General features: G+C 50.2%; 14 protein-coding genes and 1 riboswitch. Of the genes, 3 read left to right on the top strand and 11 right to left on the bottom strand.

Annotated elements, in window-relative coordinates:
• Positions 1–150 precede the first annotated feature (150 nt).
• Together murI and btuB are read right to left on the bottom strand one after the other, a co-directional pair.
• Complete coding sequence (murI, locus tag ACMV8I_RS18065) at positions 151–1,032, bottom strand: glutamate racemase (protein WP_498866581.1); 882 nt, start codon at positions 1,030–1,032, stop codon at positions 151–153.
• Entirely contained in the window at positions 977–2,857 is a 1,881-nt protein-coding gene (gene btuB / locus ACMV8I_RS18060; protein ID WP_498866580.1) for a TonB-dependent vitamin B12 receptor BtuB, read from the bottom strand. Before btuB ends, murI begins: the two co-directional genes overlap by 56 nt.
• Positions 2,858–2,924: 67 nt before the next feature.
• Positions 2,925–3,197, bottom strand: a riboswitch (cobalamin riboswitch).
• 141 nt (positions 3,198–3,338) lie between these two features.
• Here btuB and trmA point away from each other — a divergent pair.
• Positions 3,339–4,439 (top strand): tRNA (uridine(54)-C5)-methyltransferase TrmA, encoded by a 1,101-nt coding sequence (gene trmA, locus ACMV8I_RS18055; RefSeq protein WP_498866579.1) that lies wholly within the window; start codon positions 3,339–3,341, stop codon positions 4,437–4,439.
• 73 nt (positions 4,440–4,512) lie between these two features.
• Here the strand turns inward: trmA and bglB are convergent, their stop codons facing one another.
• The 4 genes from bglB to fabR form a co-directional block, all read right to left on the bottom strand.
• On the bottom strand, positions 4,513–5,652 hold the full coding sequence (gene bglB, locus ACMV8I_RS18050) for a beta-galactosidase BglB (RefSeq protein WP_498866578.1): 1,140 nt from the start codon (positions 5,650–5,652) through the stop codon (positions 4,513–4,515).
• A 15-nt stretch (positions 5,653–5,667) separates the two neighbouring features.
• Positions 5,668–7,263 carry an MFS transporter gene (locus ACMV8I_RS18045; protein WP_498866577.1) on the bottom strand — a complete coding sequence of 532 codons (1,596 nt, stop codon included), beginning with the start codon at positions 7,261–7,263 and terminating at the stop codon, positions 5,668–5,670.
• Positions 7,264–7,613: 350 nt separating this feature from the next.
• Complete coding sequence (locus ACMV8I_RS18040; protein ID WP_498866576.1) at positions 7,614–7,973, bottom strand: YijD family membrane protein; 360 nt, start codon at positions 7,971–7,973, stop codon at positions 7,614–7,616.
• The gene (gene fabR / locus ACMV8I_RS18035) at positions 7,948–8,625 is read right to left on the bottom strand and encodes an HTH-type transcriptional repressor FabR (RefSeq protein WP_498866585.1); all 678 of its coding nucleotides are present in this window, start codon (positions 8,623–8,625) and stop codon (positions 7,948–7,950) included. The genes ACMV8I_RS18040 and fabR overlap by 26 nt, the downstream gene beginning before the upstream one ends.
• Positions 8,626–8,838: 213 nt before the next feature.
• Between fabR and sthA the strand changes: the two genes are divergently transcribed.
• Positions 8,839–10,239 carry a Si-specific NAD(P)(+) transhydrogenase gene (sthA, locus tag ACMV8I_RS18030; RefSeq protein WP_498866575.1) on the top strand — a complete coding sequence of 467 codons (1,401 nt, stop codon included), beginning with the start codon at positions 8,839–8,841 and terminating at the stop codon, positions 10,237–10,239.
• On the opposite strand, the gene oxyR is transcribed toward sthA, so the two are convergent.
• A complete protein-coding gene (oxyR, locus tag ACMV8I_RS18025; protein WP_498866574.1) occupies positions 10,222–11,142 on the bottom strand; it encodes a DNA-binding transcriptional regulator OxyR in 921 nt (306 codons plus the stop codon). The genes sthA and oxyR overlap by 18 nt on opposite strands.
• A 158-nt stretch (positions 11,143–11,300) precedes the next feature.
• Between oxyR and ACMV8I_RS18020 the strand changes: the two genes are divergently transcribed.
• On the top strand, positions 11,301–12,059 hold the full coding sequence (locus ACMV8I_RS18020) for a glutathione peroxidase (protein ID WP_498866573.1): 759 nt from the start codon (positions 11,301–11,303) through the stop codon (positions 12,057–12,059).
• A gap of 93 nt (positions 12,060–12,152) precedes the next feature.
• Here ACMV8I_RS18020 and argH read toward each other — a convergent pair whose 3' ends face one another.
• The 4 genes from argH to argC all read right to left on the bottom strand — a co-directional run bounded on the left by argH (position 12,153) and on the right by argC (position 16,829).
• Positions 12,153–13,526: an argininosuccinate lyase gene (argH, locus tag ACMV8I_RS18015; protein ID WP_498866572.1), complete on the bottom strand. Its 1,374-nt coding sequence runs from the start codon at positions 13,524–13,526 to the stop codon at positions 12,153–12,155.
• Between the two features lie 185 nt (positions 13,527–13,711).
• Positions 13,712–14,929, bottom strand: a complete 1,218-nt coding sequence (locus ACMV8I_RS18010) for an argininosuccinate synthase (RefSeq protein WP_498866571.1) — start codon at positions 14,927–14,929, stop codon at positions 13,712–13,714.
• A 64-nt stretch (positions 14,930–14,993) separates the two neighbouring features.
• On the bottom strand, positions 14,994–15,767 hold the full coding sequence (argB, locus tag ACMV8I_RS18005) for an acetylglutamate kinase (RefSeq protein WP_498866570.1): 774 nt from the start codon (positions 15,765–15,767) through the stop codon (positions 14,994–14,996).
• Positions 15,768–15,824: 57 nt separating this feature from the next.
• Positions 15,825–16,829 (bottom strand): N-acetyl-gamma-glutamyl-phosphate reductase, encoded by a 1,005-nt coding sequence (argC, locus tag ACMV8I_RS18000; RefSeq protein ID WP_498866569.1) that lies wholly within the window; start codon positions 16,827–16,829, stop codon positions 15,825–15,827.
• Positions 16,830–16,904 lie beyond the last annotated feature (75 nt).

The raw sequence follows: 16,904 nt of genomic DNA, 5'->3' as shown, positions 1-16,904 counted from the left end.
ATTCGAACATTCTTCTTTTTTCTTCCCAATCAGGCGACTTCGCAATCGTTGTTCCCGGTCAGTGGAGGCGCATTATAGGGAGTTCTCAGAAGGCCGCAACCCCTAATTTCAAATAAATTACTGACCGCTGAATCTTTCAACAGAAGATGTTTAAAGCGACAACTTTTGGATATTTTTGAAGCCAAATGTCTGCAAAACAGGCAGCAAGGTTTCCGTCTCAGCCGTTATCGCCATGCAATAAGCCAGACACTCTATTTCAACGCCCTCTTTCTTCGCTGGAATTTTCTGATAAGTCGTTTCAATCAACCAGAGTGCGCGACGCGCAATGGCTGAACCAGAATCAATCAACCTTGTGCCATCCGGTAAGACCTGCATCAGTTCCTCATTCAATAATGGAAAATGAGTGCAACCAAGCACTACAGTGTCTGGCGGCTCTTTCATGCGCAGCCACGGCTGAAGGATTCTCTGCAATACCGGCAATGACACAGCAGCACCATGTAACTTCGCTTCGGCGATTTCAACCAGCTCGGCAGAGCCCAGCAGCAAGATTTTACAATCCGTTGCAAAGCGGGCGATTAAGTCGTGAGTATAAGGACGTTGTACGGTGGCGCGCGTTGCCAACAAGCCGATGACACCATTACGGGTTAATTTTGCTGCAGGCTTAATGGCAGGGACGACACCAATGACCGGGCAAGCGAACTTCGCACGCAGCGCAGGAAGGGAAACAGTGCTGGCCGTATTGCAGGCGATAACAATAATAGAAAGGGGATGACGTTTGGCGACTGCATTGACTATCTCGACCACACGCTCAACGATGAACTCTTCAGACTTCTCGCCATACGGGAAAGCCACATTATCGAAGGCATATATATAATGAAGATCCGGCAGCATCTGCCGGACTTCATGATAAACCGACAATCCGCCGACGCCGGAGTCAAACACCAGCACCGTCGGACGGTCGGGAATTATCGCTAGATCAGAAGGTATAGCTTCCAGTGAGATAGTATTCACGTCCTGGTGTTTCGTAGCCATAAACCGTCTCGTAATCTTTATCAAAGAGGTTGGCAATTCTACCACGAACGGTTAGATGTGACGTAACGGGATATGACACCGCCAGATCCCATAGACTTACACCACCCAGCTTAACGTTCTCGTTGGTATTAAAGTTAGTGTCGTAGCGTTCGCCAAGATATTGATAATTGATCGACCAGTCGAAATCAGCCACCATCCAATCCAGCTGGTATTTCGCCTGCTGTTTGGCACGGCGCAACAAGAGTTCGTTGGTCTCGGCATTACGCGGATCTAAATATTCCAGCGTGATCTGATGGCGCAACGAGCCGGTATCGAAAGAGCCGGTCCATTCGACCCCTTTAATCGTTGCCTTGTCGACGTTGTAATAACCTTGCTGCTGGCTGTAATAACTGATCATCTGATCAATATCGTTACGATAGGCTGATAAACGCCAGTTTAAACCACCGGTCAGCCCTTCCAACCCACCTTCCCACTCTTTACTCTCTTCCGGCTTAAGATCGGGATTACCACCGAAGCTGCCATAAAGTTGACCAAGATTCGGTGCTTTAAAGGCTGTGCCGTAGGAAGCAATGAATCTGTATCCGTCAATGAACTCCCACGCCGCGCTACTCTGCCAGGTGCCGTGTGAGCCAAATTGTGAATTATCGTCATTACGCACGGCGCCTTCGAAAGTGAAATCACTGACTTTCTGTTGTGCCGTGACATACAAACCGGTGTTGCGCTGGTTATACCCATCGGTGATGAAGTTGGTCCCCGGCTGGGTGCTGAGTTTCTGCCAGTCAGCTCCCGCGTTGACAGTTCCCTGCCCTACCTGGAAGGTGTTACCCCATTGAAGGTTGTACTGATCAGAATCATCAAGGGTCGCTGAAGCTGAATACGGGCCGTATTTCGGATCATAGTTATAGTCTTTGGTATTGCTATAGCTACCACTGACCTGCGTGGAATAAATCCCTTCATGGAAACGCAGCCCGGTATCATAGGTCCGGCTATATAGTTGTCGAGTATCAGGCAACGCATCAAGATGTTCGGGATCGGCGAAACTGTAGGTACCGTCATAAGCTGTACGGTTATCAAAACCATAAGCGCGGGCAAAACCGCTGAACTGCTCGTTGAATTGGTGCTCAAGCCCTGCCCACAAGGTTTTACTCATGAAACCGTCACGATCCGGCTGCCGCGGATCACCATAGTTATCCGGCAAGTTGGCCACCACATCGGTACCTTTGGTATAGGTGTAGTTCCCTGCCAACGTTACCGTTGTGTCTTCTCCAAGCCTTTGCTGCGTAGAGCCACCATAGGTTTGATAGCCGTTAGAACCTATGCCCGTCGTCAGCGTAGTGCCGAGTTTATCGCGGGTGGTAATAATGTTAACCACGCCACCGATGGCATCAGAGCCATACACTGCAGAACGCGGGCCACGAATAAACTCAATACGCTGCACCAGGGAAATGGGAATTTGGCTAAGATCAACCGCGCCAGACACGCCCGCCTGATTTAAACGCACACCGTCCATAAGAACGAGTGTATGACTGGAATTGGTTCCGCGAACGAATAAAGAACTTTGCTGCCCCATTCCCCCATTCTGTGCAATATCCACACCCGGCAAACGGCGTAAAACATCCACCACCGACGTCGATTGCCAACGATCAATATCGTCACGGGTGACAATATCCATAGGTGCTAATATGGATGAAACAGGCTGAGGAAAACGGTTAGCGGTAACAACAAGATTCTCGCTGTTATCCGAAGAAGGGATACTGTCTTGCGCCCAACCAGAAAAAGCCGTGACAGATAATACCGTCAGCAGCGCGTGCTTTTTAATTGTCATGAATCGAGCATCCAAACTTAATTAGCGGATGCCGCAGAAAGACACTAGCGTTTTCGCGACGACAGTGAAGTTGCGACGTAATATAGGCAGGTTTTCGGACTTAGGATTTGTTGGTCTATTTCTATTAAAGAAAAACAGAAAGAAATAATAAACCGCCACCGGGCGATGACTTCCCATCTTTTCTCTTCCTATAAATAGGGATAAAGGAAAAGAAAAAGACAGTGTCTGCAAAATAAGAATGCTATCGCCGTGCCTTCCCCATACCGCTGCGCGCCAGTTCCGGATTCACACCGGATTCCCTTTTAACTCATTCATTGAGGCCAAATAGCATCCTACGATCAACCTATCTGGAAATCCAGACATCCGTAGCTATGGATAGGCAATACCTTAATTACGGCGGTTAAGACTGGACATCATGGGCACATTCCCTACAATCTCCCGCAAAGTTCGCCCATTTATTCCCAGTTAGACGAGATAACCGATGACGCCCGAAAACTTGCCCACTGAACAATATGACGATCAACTGGCGGAAAAGACCGCACGTCTCACGGCGATGATGTCGCCTTTTCAGGCACCGGCTGCAAAGGTTTTTCGTTCACCAGTAAGCCATTACCGTATGCGTGCCGAATTCCGCGTCTGGCATGACGAAGGTGACCTGTACCACATCATGTTTGATCAGCAAACCAAAGCCCGCGTTCGGGTAGATCAGTTTCCTGCCGCCAGCGAGATCATCAACCGTTTGATGCCGCTACTGATCTCGGAGATTAAACAAGAACCAGTGCTGCGCCGTAAGATCTTCCAAATTGATTATTTATCCACGCGCAGTGGTAAAATTATCGCTTCACTGCTTTACCACCGCAAACTGGATGATGAGTGGACACAAGCCGCCACGGTGCTTCGCGATCAACTACGCGAACAAGGTTTTGATATTCAACTTATTGGCCGTGCGTCCAAAACCAAAATCATGCTCGATCAGGACTATATTGATGAAGTGTTACCCGTAGCCGGTCGCGACATGATTTACCGCCAGGTAGAGAACAGCTTTACCCAGCCAAATGCCGAGATGAATATTCAGATGCTTGAGTGGGCGCTGGATGTGACCGAAGGGTCAACCGGTGACTTGCTGGAGCTGTATTGCGGTAACGGTAACTTTTCGCTGGCGCTGGCGCGTAACTTTAACCGCGTGCTGGCGACAGAAATTGCCAAGCCATCGGTCGCTGCGGCGCAGTACAACATTGCGGCTAACCATATCGACAATGTGCAAATTATCCGTATGGCCGCTGAAGATTTCACGCAGGCGATGAACGGTGTGCGCGAATTCCGTCGGCTGAAAGACATCGAACTGACCGGCTACAACTGCAACACTATTTTCGTCGATCCCCCGCGCAGCGGGCTGGATGAAGATACGCTAAAAATGGTTCAGGGCTACGACCGCATCCTTTATATCTCCTGCAACCCTGAAACACTGAGCGCCAATCTCGAAGCACTAAGTCAGACCCATCGCCTGACCAGGCTTGCACTGTTTGATCAGTTCCCATACACGCACCACATGGAGTGCGGCGTGTTGCTGGAAAAAATCTGACCAGCGAAGGCTTAACATAGAAAATGGGCACCTCGGCGTGCCCATTTTTATTAAGACAGAATCAAAGCCAGTTTTACAGATACACCCGCAGATACTCCGACAGACACAAAATCGCCATCGACTGCCCGTACGGCATAGAAGTGAGCGCAATTTTACGATAGAAATCCAAATTCGATCCCATTGCCGTACCGAACGAGGTTTGCGTCAATTCGCCAGCCGGATTGATATTTTTAATCACGCCCTGAATAGCTTTCTCCGCCATCGGTGCATAAGAGGCATCGATATAACGCTTACGCACCGCTTTCAATATTCCGTAGGCGAAACCAGCAGTCGCAGAACTTTCCAGATAAGACTGCGGGTCATCAAGCAACGTGTGCCACAGGCCACCGTCATCCTGACATTTCGCCAGTGCCGCAACCTGACTTTCCAGCACTTGCAATAAATAGCGGCGAGTGGCGTTGTTCTTCGGTAAATCAACCAACTCCAGGAACTCAGGGATCGCAATAGTCAGCCAACTGTTGCCGCGTGCCCAGCGCGCGTTGGCGAAATTATGATGACCATCGAACGTCCAACCGTGGAACCATAAACCCGTTTCACGATCCATCAGATATTGCACATGAACCAAAAACTGATAAGTTGCCTCTTCAACATACTCAGGTTTACCCAACAGCTTACCGATTTTTGCCAGCGGCAATACGCTCATCATCAGCGTGTCATCCCACATTTGCTGATGGTTTTCATTGTTATAAACAATGTGCTGCATCGCCTTTTTATCGGTACGAGGCATCTCGTACATTACCCATTCCGCCCAGCGCTCAAGATAAGGACGCCATAACGGATTGCCGGTTTCTTCGTAGCGGTAGGCCAGCGTCAGGAAAGGGCTCATGGTATTGACGTTTTTGGTCGGCGTTCCTTCAGCCAGACGCGCAGTAAACCAGTTATCAATAATGGCACGCATCTTCTCGTCGCCAGTTTGCTGATAATACTGATAAATTCCGTACAGGCCGATGCCATGAGTCCACTCCCAGCCAGCCCAGCCTTTGGTATCAATCACCCGTCCATCATCAAGGTGCAGCAGAAATTCTCCGGTTTTATCTTCGATATTCACCAGATTGTCAGTCACCTTGCGGATCAATCCCTGTAACTCATTGCGTGAAATAAAGTGCTCTGGCTGCCTCAGCAATGCGCTGTGCTTAACGTCAAAAACCTGCATGATGTTCTCCTTGATTTATAAATGGTGGCCGGGTTGTTGTACCGACAAATCGGAAGCAGTTTCGCGGGTTAGTTTTTGCGGTGGCTGATTGTGGCGATGCAAATAGCCAATGTTGTTATTGCCCCACAGTGATTCGTATTTCATCCCCGTCAGCACTTCAACCGTAGCCCGGTCCTCCGGCGTGATTTGCTCCGGCACGATACGGTTGGCGTCTCGCATCTTCTGAGTTTCCTTTGCCAGCACGCCGTGAGTTTTCAGATTGAGACGAAAATAAAGAGAAATAATGAAACCCATCGTCAACATCACCAGCGAGCCCACCGTCAGTACGCCCAGAATGGTGTGGCCAACCGAAGGCAACTGTTCGCTTCTGCCTGAGACAAAACCGGCCAGTTGCAAAATAATCCCCACCAGCATCACCGCCCCAGCTTGCGAAGCTTTACGGGTGAGCGTCATCACTCCGGCGAAAATCCCTTCGCGACGCTGGCCGGTAATGGTTTCGTCAACATCAGCAATATAGGTATAAATGTTCCACGGCACGTAATTAATACCGCCGCGTCCCAGCCCTGCCAATGCTGAGATCAACAGCAACAGTGACATGGAGTCGCTCATGTTGGTGAAATAGAGAACACCGTAAGAGATAACGGCCAGCCCGAACAGAGTGACGGCCAGCCGGTAAGAAGGCGCAGGCCCGAAGCGGATGCAGAGCGGGATCATAGCGATGACTGCCACAAATTGCAGAATAGCCATCATGCCCATCAGATTTGATGCTACGGTGGCGCTTTGCATTAGTACGAACACCACGTAATAGGTGAATACCGCATTGAAAACATCCTGGGCGATGTAGCCACCAAGGTACAAACCAAGGTGCTGACGGAAAATCTTAATGCGTAGCGTGGAAGAGAGCTCCATTTTCAGACGTTTCAGGCTTTGTGCCAGCGTCAACTGCTGACGTTCGCGATCAATCTTTAACATCGCCTCCGACTTAAGCTCCTCCGGGCGCTCCCAGGTAAAGAGGTAAACCAGAATCAGTACCAGCGCGCATATCACCGAGAACACCAGGCTCGAGTAGAAGAAAGAAATCGGATTATCTTTACCGAGATGCGAAAGCAGAATTCCGGGCAGAAAAGCGGCCAAAATAGCTGAAAGTTGTGCCAGGGCAATACGGGCACCGGAGAACTTGGTTTTCTGTTTGAAATCGTCGGTCATTTCCGGCACCAGTGTTTCATAAGGCACCAGGATCATGGTGTAGACAATGTCGAACAGCAAGTAGGTCAGCAGATAGTAGACATATCCCATATCCCCGACCCACATGAAGCTGTAGCTAAAGACGCAGGGAATACCGAGCAGAATAAAGAATTTGCGACGGCCAAAGCGCTTACCAAGCCAGGTTCCACCAAAGTTATCGGTGAGATACCCCATCAGCGGGCTGAGAACGGCATCCGCAACGCGGGCGGTGGCGAAAATGAATGTGGCTTCGATAGGGCTCAGGCCACAAAAAGTGGTGTAGAAATAGAGAAGCCACGCAGCGGTCAGTGCCGTAGTCCCCGCGCCGAGAAAGTCCCCGGAGCCGTAGGCCAGATAATTCAGTAACCCTATTTTCCGTGTTTTCATTGCCATCATTCCCCTGAGTGAATCACCAATAAGCTTTGGCAAAATGCGAACGGACAATGACCGTTCTGCCATGATTCAAATTAGCGATGGGTCGCAATTAAAGCCTTTCTGGTTTTGCCACCCACTCTGACTTTATGGCAAAAAAATGAAGATGTGGACGATCAACGTCTAATTATTGAATATCGGTTCGATATAAATGAAACGATAGTTCATTTATTAACAGCGATCAGGGAGTTTTGAAATATTGAGTTTACAAATATAGCCGCTAATAAAAAGGGCAACCCGCAGGCTGCCCTCTATAACTTTTTTGCGACGTGCCTTTTGCGACACACATCAGCAGGAAGTCGACATCAAATGCGATCAGATTTACGCTTCTTCAGCTTCGCGCCAATCCAGAAGAACAACACAACGCAAATCACTGACGGCAGGAAATTGGACCCGATCTGCGGATATTCTGCTCGTATAATCGTGCTATGCAGCAACATCCCCAGTAGGAAACTGATGGCGGCCAGGGTCGGTAAGCCTTTGGACATTTCACCCTGATGGTAGCGCAGATGTAGGCAATAGAGGGCCAGCACCAGTGTAATGATCGGAAAAATAGAAAATGTAACGACGGGGCTGAAAAACGCAGCGAACGTGCCGCTGATAGACAGCCCGGAAATCAAAGCCAGGACCAAGGTGCCATTATCTTGGTTCGCTTGTTGAGTCATTTTCTATACCTCTGGGCTTATTGATGGGAGACAACGCCGTTCTCTCCTGCTGACGGCGATACCAGTAATACGCGCCTTTGGAAATCATGCGTAGCTGCAGCACCAACCTTTCTTCCAGCTGACGCCGCTGGGCTATGTCCACATCAAGTGCCTCGGCACCGGCGTTGAACACGATAATGACCATGGCTTCTGCCTGCGCTTCGGTAAAACTGCGCGGCATATGGTTTTCGAGTTGCAGATAGTCAGCAAGTTCCGCAATGAAGTGCTGAATTTCACGAGCAACAGCGGCACGGAAGGCCGAAGAAGTACCGGAACGTTCACGCAATAGCAGGCGAAAAGCATTAGGATTATTACCAATGAACTCCATAAAGGTGGAAACAGAAGTACGGATCACGCTGCCACCTTTGGCAATACGCTGACGTGCCTGACGCATCAGTTGACGAAGCATTAAGCCGCTCTCATCTACCATGGTCAGACCGAGTTCATCGACGTCACGGAAATGCCGGTAAAATGAGGTCGGCGCGATCCCCGCCTCACGGGACACTTCACGCAAACTCAAACTGGCAAAGCTGCGTTCAGCACTGAGTTGGCTAAATGCCGCCTCAATCAGTGAGCGACGCGTACGCTCTTTTTGTTGTGCTCTTACGCCCATAACCTTCATACGGAATTTTTTCTTCTTATTTAACGGTTTGCCCAATGCAATTTCACTATACCAAAGTTTTTGATCGCCCGAGTGAAAGAAACCGCAGCATAAAGTGGGTCAGAATGTTGCAGTTTTCCCACGATTTGACAACTCAGCGTAGGGAAAACCGGACTAATATGTTACTTTCTCGTTGTTATTTTGTATAAAAATAGGTTTCGAACCATGCAACAGCAATCTCATTTTGATGCCATCATCATTGGCTCCGGCCCTGGCGGAGAAGGCGCCGCAATGGGACTGGTTAAACAAGGGGCCAGAGTTGCGGTCATCGAACGCTATAATAACGTCGGTGGCGGCTGTACTCACTGGGGTACTATCCCTTCCAAAGCCCTGCGTCACGCCGTCAGCCGAATTATCGAATTTAACCAGAACCCGCTCTACAGCGACAACTCACGCACCATGAGTTCTAGCTTTCCTGACATATTGCGCCATGCCGATACAGTGATTAATCAGCAGACCCGTATGCGTCAGGGATTCTACGAACGTAATCAATGCCAGCTTATTTCCGGCGATGCCAGCTTCGTTGATGAACATACGATCAATGTCCGTTTCGCCGATGGTACCCATGAACAGATCACCGCAGACAACATCATTATCGCCTGTGGCTCACGTCCTTATCGTCCGCACGACGTTGATTTCAATCATCCGCGTATTTACGACAGCGATTTAATTCTCGAACTGAGCCATGAGCCGCGGCATGTGATCATCTACGGCGCAGGGGTTATTGGGTGCGAATATGCGTCGATCTTCCGTGGATTAAACGTAAAAGTCGATTTAATCAACACGCGTGACAGATTACTGTCATTCCTTGATCAGGAGATGTCGGATGCCCTTTCCTACCACTTCTGGAATAACGGCGTGGTCATTCGCCACAATGAAGAGTTCGAGAAAATCGAAGGGGTCGAAGATGGCGTGATCATGCATCTGAAATCCGGTAAGAAAGTGAAAGCGGATGCACTGTTGTACGCCAACGGACGCACAGGTAACACCGACAATCTGGGTCTGGAAAATATTGGGCTGGTCGCCGACAGCCGAGGTTTGCTGAAAGTAAACAGCATGTACCAGACGGCACTGTCGCATATTTATGCGGTCGGCGATGTGATTGGCTACCCGAGTCTGGCTTCTGCCGCTTACGACCAGGGACGCATTGCCGCTCAGGCGATGATCCAAGGTGAAGCAAAAGTGCATTTAATCGAAAACATTCCGACCGGCATTTATACCATTCCAGAAATCAGCTCCGTCGGCAAAACCGAACAGGAACTTACGGCGATGAGAGTACCGTACGAAGTGGGTCGCGCGCAGTTTAAACATCTGGCCCGCGCGCAGATTGCCGGTATGAATGTGGGTAGCCTGAAGCTGCTATTTCATCGTGAAACCAAGGAAATACTCGGAATTCACTGCTTTGGAGAGCGCGCGGCGGAAATCATCCACATAGGCCAGGCGATCATGGAACAGAAAGGCGAAGGTAATACTATCGAGTATTTCGTTAATACGACCTTCAACTACCCGACCATGGCCGAAGCCTATCGTGTTGCAGCGCTAAACGGCTTAAACCGCCTGTTTTAACGCCACGGCGTCCATATGAGCCTGCATGTGAACCTTAATGGCCTCTGCAAGTTGCTCATAGCGACCACGCAGCGGGGAACCGGGACGATAGACCAAAGCAATGGTCCGTCTCGGTTCCGGCTTGTCACACACCAGATAGGTTACGCCGTCGCGGCTGCGCTCTTTCGGCACAGCCAGCGCGGGTAACAACGTGATGCCGCTACCAGCGGCCACCATATTGCGCAACGTTTCAAGACTGGTAGCACGAAAATGCGTGTCCTCGTCTGCCCCAGCCTGGAAACAGAACCCCAGAGCTTGATCGCGCAGGCAGTGCCCATCTTCCAGCATCAACAACTTCTCACCAGCCAGATCAGCCATGGCCACGCGATCGCGCGATGCCCAAGAATGCTCATCATAAATCGCCAGTTTCATCGGCTCATCAAACAGCGGTACTTCGATAAATGCCTCACTCTCTTTAACCAGCGCTAAAATTGCACAGTCCAGCTTTCCGCTATCAAGCTGCGCAAGCAGTTGCTGGGTTTGCGCTTCATGCAGGTACATCTCCAGTTTTGGAAAAGTTTTGTGCAGCGTGGGAATAATTTGTGGCAGCAAATAAGGCCCGACCGTTGGGATCAACCCGATATGCAGCGGCCCGGACATCGCCTCGCCCTGTTGGCTAGCCATTTCGCGCAATACTTTGACTTCACGAAGCACCGTCCGCGCCTGGTCTACCAGCAATAAACCTGCCTGAGTGAAAAGTACCTTGCGGCTGGTTCTTTCCAGCAGCATCACACCCAGTTCATCTTCCAGTTTGCGGATCTGTCCACTCAAGGTCGGCTGGCTCACATGGCAAGAATCAGCTGCACGGCGAAAATGGCGAAATTCAGCCAGTGCCACCAGATACTCTAAATCACGAATATTCATTTATCCTCCATTCCCGTAACGGGTCCACCGATAGTTCGCAACGATAGATAAGATAGCAATCAACGATTATAACTATCAACAATAATCGTTAATAATGTCTCCATCAAAAGAACATAGCTATAAAGCCGATTTTATTTTTATTAATTAAGAGGTTATTAATGTTTGCTAATCACGAAGGGAAGCCAGTACCACAAGTTACATTCCATACTCGTCAGGGCGATCAATGGGTCGATCTCACCAGTGATGAACTGTTTAAAAATAAAACGGTCATTCTGTTTTCATTGCCGGGTGCCTTCACCCCGACCTGTTCCTCAAGCCACTTGCCACGCTATAACGAACTGGCTGGCGTATTTAAGCGTCACGGCGTAGACAGCATTCTGTGCGTTTCTGTCAACGATACTTTCGTCATGAATGCATGGAAATCCGAGCAGAGCGCGGCCAATATCACCTTCATTCCTGACGGCAACGGTGAATTCACTAAAGGCATGGATATGCTGGTCAAGAAAGCTGATTTAGGCTTCGGTCCGCGTTCGTGGCGTTACTCCATGCTGGTGCGTAACGGCGTGGTAGAAAAAATGTTTGTCGAACCTAACAAACCAGGCGACCCGTTTGAAGTTTCTGATGCAGACACCATGCTCAAATACCTGGCCCCAGATTTTAAAGTGCAGGAATCCGTTTCTGTCTTCACCAAACCGGGCTGCCCTTTCTGCTCAAAAGCCAAACAAATGCTACAGGAACGTAGTATTCAATACGAAGAAGTTGTATTAGGCAAAGATGCGACCACGGTGAGTCTGCGTGCTATTACAGGCCGAGCAACTGTGCCACAAGTCTTTATAGGCGGTCGCCACATCGGTGGAAGCGACGATCTGGATGTCTATCTGAACAGCGAAGCTGAAGTGTGCGAATTGGCGCAATAAGACAACGCATTAAGACAAAATGAAATATGACGACGTGAACACATTGGCGGGCTTGGTGCCCGCTTTTTTTATTCTTCACGTCTACGATAAAAGTTATGCCAAGCGTGCTTTCGCTTCACCGATCGCCAACGCAACCTGCTCAGGCGAGACCCCTCCCTTCGCTGCGCGCTTGTCGAGGCAGGATTGCAGTTCGAGGATCGGGTATACATCGTCGCCAATCACGCTGCTAAACTTCTGCAAGTCTGCCAGCGTCAAAGCTTCCAGCGCTTTGCTTTGAGCAATAGCTTCCACAACAACTTCGCCAACAATATGGTGCGCTTCACGGAAAGGAATACCTTTAGCGACCAGATAATCCGCCAGTTCGGTGGAGTTAGCGTAACCCTGCTGAGCGGCTTCTTTCGCACGCGGACGCTTCACCTGAATGCCATCCAGCACCAGTGCAGCCATGTTCAGGCAATCCATCCAGGTATCGAGCGCGTCAAACAGCCCCTCTTTGTCTTCCTGCATATCTTTGTTGTACGCCAGCGGCAGGCCCTTCATGGTCATCATCATGCCGGTCAGTGCGCCTTGCACGCGGCCACATTTGCCACGAATCAACTCCAGTGCGTCTGGGTTTTTCTTCTGTGGCATCAGTGATGAGCCCGAGGTCACGCGATCTGACAGGTCAACAAAAGCCGCTTCGCCGCTGTTGAAGAAAATCAAATCTTCGGCAAAACGCGACAGGTGAACCATGCTTATCGATGCATTAGAAAGCAGTTCCAGCACGTGGTCGCGGTCAGACACGCTGTCCAGGCTATTGCGGGTGGCTGAAGCAAAACCTAACCAACCAGCCAGCTGTTCGCGATCCATCGGATAGGCGGTACCAGCCAATGCGCCACTGCCCAGCGGGCTAACATCTAGGCGTTTCAGGGTATCTTGTAGACGGCTCTCATCACGCGCCAGCATTTCTACATAAGCCATGCACCAGTGGGCGAACGTTACCGGCTGAGCACGTTGTAAATGCGTATAGCCCGGCATAACGGCATCCTGATTAGCTTCAGCCGTTTCCACTAATGCATGTTGCAGCTGTTTTACCGCCAGTTGCAGTTCAACCACCTGCTCTTTGCACCACAGCTTGAGGTCAGTTGCTACCTGGTCGTTACGGCTACGGCCGGTGTGCAATTTCTTGCCGAGGTTGCCGACTTTGTCGATTAACTTCTGCTCAACCCAGCTGTGAATATCCTCAGCATCGCTTTCCAAAATAGCACGCGAGTTAGCACGGACTTCTTCCAGCAAGATATTCAATGCTTCTTCAAGCTGTAGCTGTTCGTCAGCGGTCAGTACATTGACTGTCACCAGCGCTTTTGACCAGGCCACTGACCCGACGATATCCTGCTCTGCCAGCCGGTAATCAAAGCGTAGTGAATCGTTTAACTCTTTAAACCGTTGATCGGCTGCCTGGCTGAAACGTCCGCCCCAAAGTGCCATAAAATCTCCTCCTGAAATGTATGCAAAAGGACGCAGCCTGTGCGCCCTTAATGTAATCCGTAAACAGGCGTTATTGTCACAGCCAGTTTGGGTGCGGACAGCGCGCAGAAACCGCAGCGTACATACAGTACATGAGGATTTCGAGCACTGCCCAAGCCCAAAAATGGCAAGTAAAATAGCCTATCTTATTTCTTAGCGTTCAGTGCGCGAATGCGTGATGACAACGAGAACAGACGAATAAAGCCGCCCGCGTGGCTGTGGTCATACACTTCGTCTTCACCAAAGGTGGCAAACTCTTCAGAGTACATGCTGTTCGGCGATTTTTTCTGAATCGCTGAGGCTGTGCCTTTGTAGAGTTTGATGACCACTTCGCCATTAACGTCTTCAGCCAGTGCATCTGCAGCAGCCTGAATAGACTCACGCAGTGGTGCAAACCAGCGGCCATCGTAAACCACGTAAGACATTTCATGGCCCAACTGCTCACGCCATTTAAAGCTGTCGCGATCCAGAACCAACTGCTCAACGCCACGCAATGCCGCCATCATGATGGTGCCGCCCGGGGTTTCGTAGCAGCCACGGGATTTAATGCCGACCAGGCGGTTTTCAACAATGTCGATACGACCGATGCCATGTTTCACACCGAGTACGTTCAGCGCTTCGAGGCACTGGAACGGGCTGAGTTCTACGCCGTTTACTGCAACGACTTCGCCTTTTTCCACTTTAACGGTAACGGTTTCAGCCTGGTCCGGTGCATCTTCCGGAGCAACAGTCCATGCCCAACAATCTTTGTTAGCTGCATTCCACGGGCTTTCGAGCACACCACCTTCGGTGGAGATGTGCCATGCATTTTCGTCACGGCTATAGATTTTTTCCAGCGATGCGGTGGTTGGAATATTACGCTCTTTCAGGTAATCCAGCAGGGCTTCACGGGAACGCAGATCCCACTCACGCCATGGCGCAACCACTTTCAACTGTGGTGCCAGCGCAGTGTAGGTGGTTTCGAAACGCACCTGATCATTACCTTTACCGGTCGCACCGTGACACAGTGCATCTGCGCCAACTTTCAGTGCGAGCTCAACCTGTGCCTTCGCAATCAACGGACGCGCCATTGAAGTACCGAGCAGATAGCTGCCTTCGTACAGAGCACCTGATTTCAGCACCGGATAAACGTACTCTTTGATGAACTCTTCACGTAGATCAACCACGTGGCATTCAGAGGCACCGGTACGCAGAGCCTTTTGTTCAATACCTTCCAGATCGCCACGTTCCTGACCAATATCAGCCACAAACGCCACAACTTCGCAGTCGCCATAGTTTTCTTTCAGCCATGGAATGATCGCTGAGGTGTCCAGGCCGCCGGAGTAAGCCAGAACAATTTTCTTGATGCCTTTGGTTGCTACCATGATGATTTCCTTTAAAAATTTTATTGATTCAACAAGTCGGTCAATGGGGTTTTACATACGGCGATCACGCCAGAATTCGGGTGCCGATCGCGGTACCGTTAAAAAGTGCCGGTAACTGCTCGGCGTGACGCCAGCTGGCAATGTCCACCGGGCGTCCAAGCGTACGGGCTGCGTCCAGCGCGGCGTGAACTTTAACAATCATGCCGTCGGTAATAATACCCTGCTCAATCAGCAACTCGGCTTCTTGCGCCGACATCTGAGGAATACGCTGGCCTTTGCCATCGAGAATACCACTGACATCTGACAGCAGGATTAAATCTGCGCCCAGCGTTTCCGCAAGGGCCGTCGCAGCCTGATCGGCGTTGACGTTCATCAGCTCACCAGACGCGGTGATACCGATAGAACTGACAATCGGCAGATAGCCTGACCCGGTCAGCATGTTAATCAGCACCGGAGAACCGGCTTCGGCTTTACCGACATTACCCAGCTCTTCACTCAACTTCGTCACACTGACAGAACCGCCATCGGCCAGCGACAGGCCAACCGCATTGATATTATTTTTAATCGCCCACGCAAGTAGGGCTTTATTCGCGCTGCCAGCCAGTGCACCGGTAATAATATCAATCTGGTCAGCTGGGGTGACACGCAGACCGGCTTTTTTAACCACCGGCAGGTTAAGCTTTTTCATCAGCTCATCGACCAAACAGCCACCACCGTGAACGATAACCAATGGGCGCTGATATTGCTGGCGATAAGTCACCAGCGCCATGAACAGGCGCTCGAGCGCTTCTTCATTGTCCAGTAACACACCACCTAATTTAATGACTAACGGATTCATAGCTGTTTGCGCCTCAATCGGTTAAAAAATAAGTATTTGACTTTAATGTAATATTTATCAAATCAGGGAGAGCGTTTCGGGGAAACCAAATCGCAGGTTCAGGCACTGCACTGCCTGCGCTGATGCGCCTTTAAGCAGATTATCTTCGGTCGCGACAACAATCAGATGTTCCCCTTTAACTGCAAAACCGATATCACAGAACGGCAACCCGACCACATCTTTCAGTGCCGGAACACCTTTGGCGTATAAACGTACCAGAGGTTTATCGTGATAGGCATTGTGGAAAGCTTGCGCAACATCCTGCTCCGTCACCCCCGCTTTCAGACGGCAGGTGATGGTAGCAAGAATACCGCGTGGGAAATTACCTAAATGTGGAGTGAAAATCACCGGCACGCCAAGGTGCTCAACAATTTCGGGGTGATGACGGTGGTTGAACAGGCCATATGGCTTTAGGCTAACTTCACAGAAACTGTTGCCAATAGAGGCTTTGCGCCCTGCACCGCTGACGCCGCTGGTGGCGTTAATCACCGGCCACTGGCTGTCATTAAGCAGATCATTTTCGAGCAAAGGTTTGATCGCCAGTTGTGAAGCCGTCGGATAGCAGCCCGGAACAGCGATCAACTGTGCCTCTTTGATTTTGTCAGCCTGCCATTCGGCCAGGCCGTACACCGCTTTGTCCAGCCAGTCGATATGCTGGTGCTCAAAGCCGTAAAATTCGGCGTAAAACTCAGGTTTTTTGACGCGGAACGCGCCGGAGAGATCAAACACCACACAACCGGCAGCCAGAAACTGCGGCGCTAAGTCGTGGCTGACTTCATGAGCCGTTGCGAGGAAAACAACATCAACGCCTTTCGCAGCTTCCTGCACATCCTTCATCGCTAAAACAGGCAGATCAACGATGCCTTTCAAGTGAGGGTGCAAATCAGAAAGTAATTTCCCTGCATCTGCACTTTGCGCTGAAACCGTTAAACCGGTTATGTTCATATGTGGATGGCGGCTCAGGTAGGTCGCGAGTTCAGCTCCTGCATAACCAGTGGCACCAACAATCAGCGTATTTAACATGGGGTCTGTTCACCTTCTCAACTTAACCGTATTGCTCTGCAACACAGCGTACTTCTTTAGGTAACAGGGTTCACC

The organism is Ewingella sp. S1.OA.A_B6 (assembly GCF_049889095.1).
Lineage (GTDB): Bacteria > Pseudomonadota > Gammaproteobacteria > Enterobacterales > Enterobacteriaceae > Ewingella.
The sequence above is the reverse complement of the archived record's forward strand: the minus strand, read 5'-3'. Positions and strand labels throughout refer to the sequence as shown.

Coding starts and splice junctions, on each gene's coding strand:
- murI (WP_498866581.1), bottom strand. CDS start 1,032: ATGGCTACGAAACACCAGGACGTGAATACTATCTCACTGGAAGCTATA.
- btuB (WP_498866580.1), bottom strand. CDS start 2,857: ATGACAATTAAAAAGCACGCGCTGCTGACGGTATTATCTGTCACGGCT.
- trmA (WP_498866579.1), top strand. CDS start 3,339: ATGACGCCCGAAAACTTGCCCACTGAACAATATGACGATCAACTGGCG.
- bglB (WP_498866578.1), bottom strand. CDS start 5,652: ATGCAGGTTTTTGACGTTAAGCACAGCGCATTGCTGAGGCAGCCAGAG.
- ACMV8I_RS18045 (WP_498866577.1), bottom strand. CDS start 7,263: ATGAAAACACGGAAAATAGGGTTACTGAATTATCTGGCCTACGGCTCC.
- ACMV8I_RS18040 (WP_498866576.1), bottom strand. CDS start 7,973: ATGACTCAACAAGCGAACCAAGATAATGGCACCTTGGTCCTGGCTTTG.
- fabR (WP_498866585.1), bottom strand. CDS start 8,625: ATGGGCGTAAGAGCACAACAAAAAGAGCGTACGCGTCGCTCACTGATT.
- sthA (WP_498866575.1), top strand. CDS start 8,839: ATGCAACAGCAATCTCATTTTGATGCCATCATCATTGGCTCCGGCCCT.
- oxyR (WP_498866574.1), bottom strand. CDS start 11,142: ATGAATATTCGTGATTTAGAGTATCTGGTGGCACTGGCTGAATTTCGC.
- ACMV8I_RS18020 (WP_498866573.1), top strand. CDS start 11,301: ATGTTTGCTAATCACGAAGGGAAGCCAGTACCACAAGTTACATTCCAT.
- argH (WP_498866572.1), bottom strand. CDS start 13,526: ATGGCACTTTGGGGCGGACGTTTCAGCCAGGCAGCCGATCAACGGTTT.
- ACMV8I_RS18010 (WP_498866571.1), bottom strand. CDS start 14,929: ATGGTAGCAACCAAAGGCATCAAGAAAATTGTTCTGGCTTACTCCGGC.
- argB (WP_498866570.1), bottom strand. CDS start 15,767: ATGAATCCGTTAGTCATTAAATTAGGTGGTGTGTTACTGGACAATGAA.
- argC (WP_498866569.1), bottom strand. CDS start 16,829: ATGTTAAATACGCTGATTGTTGGTGCCACTGGTTATGCAGGAGCTGAA.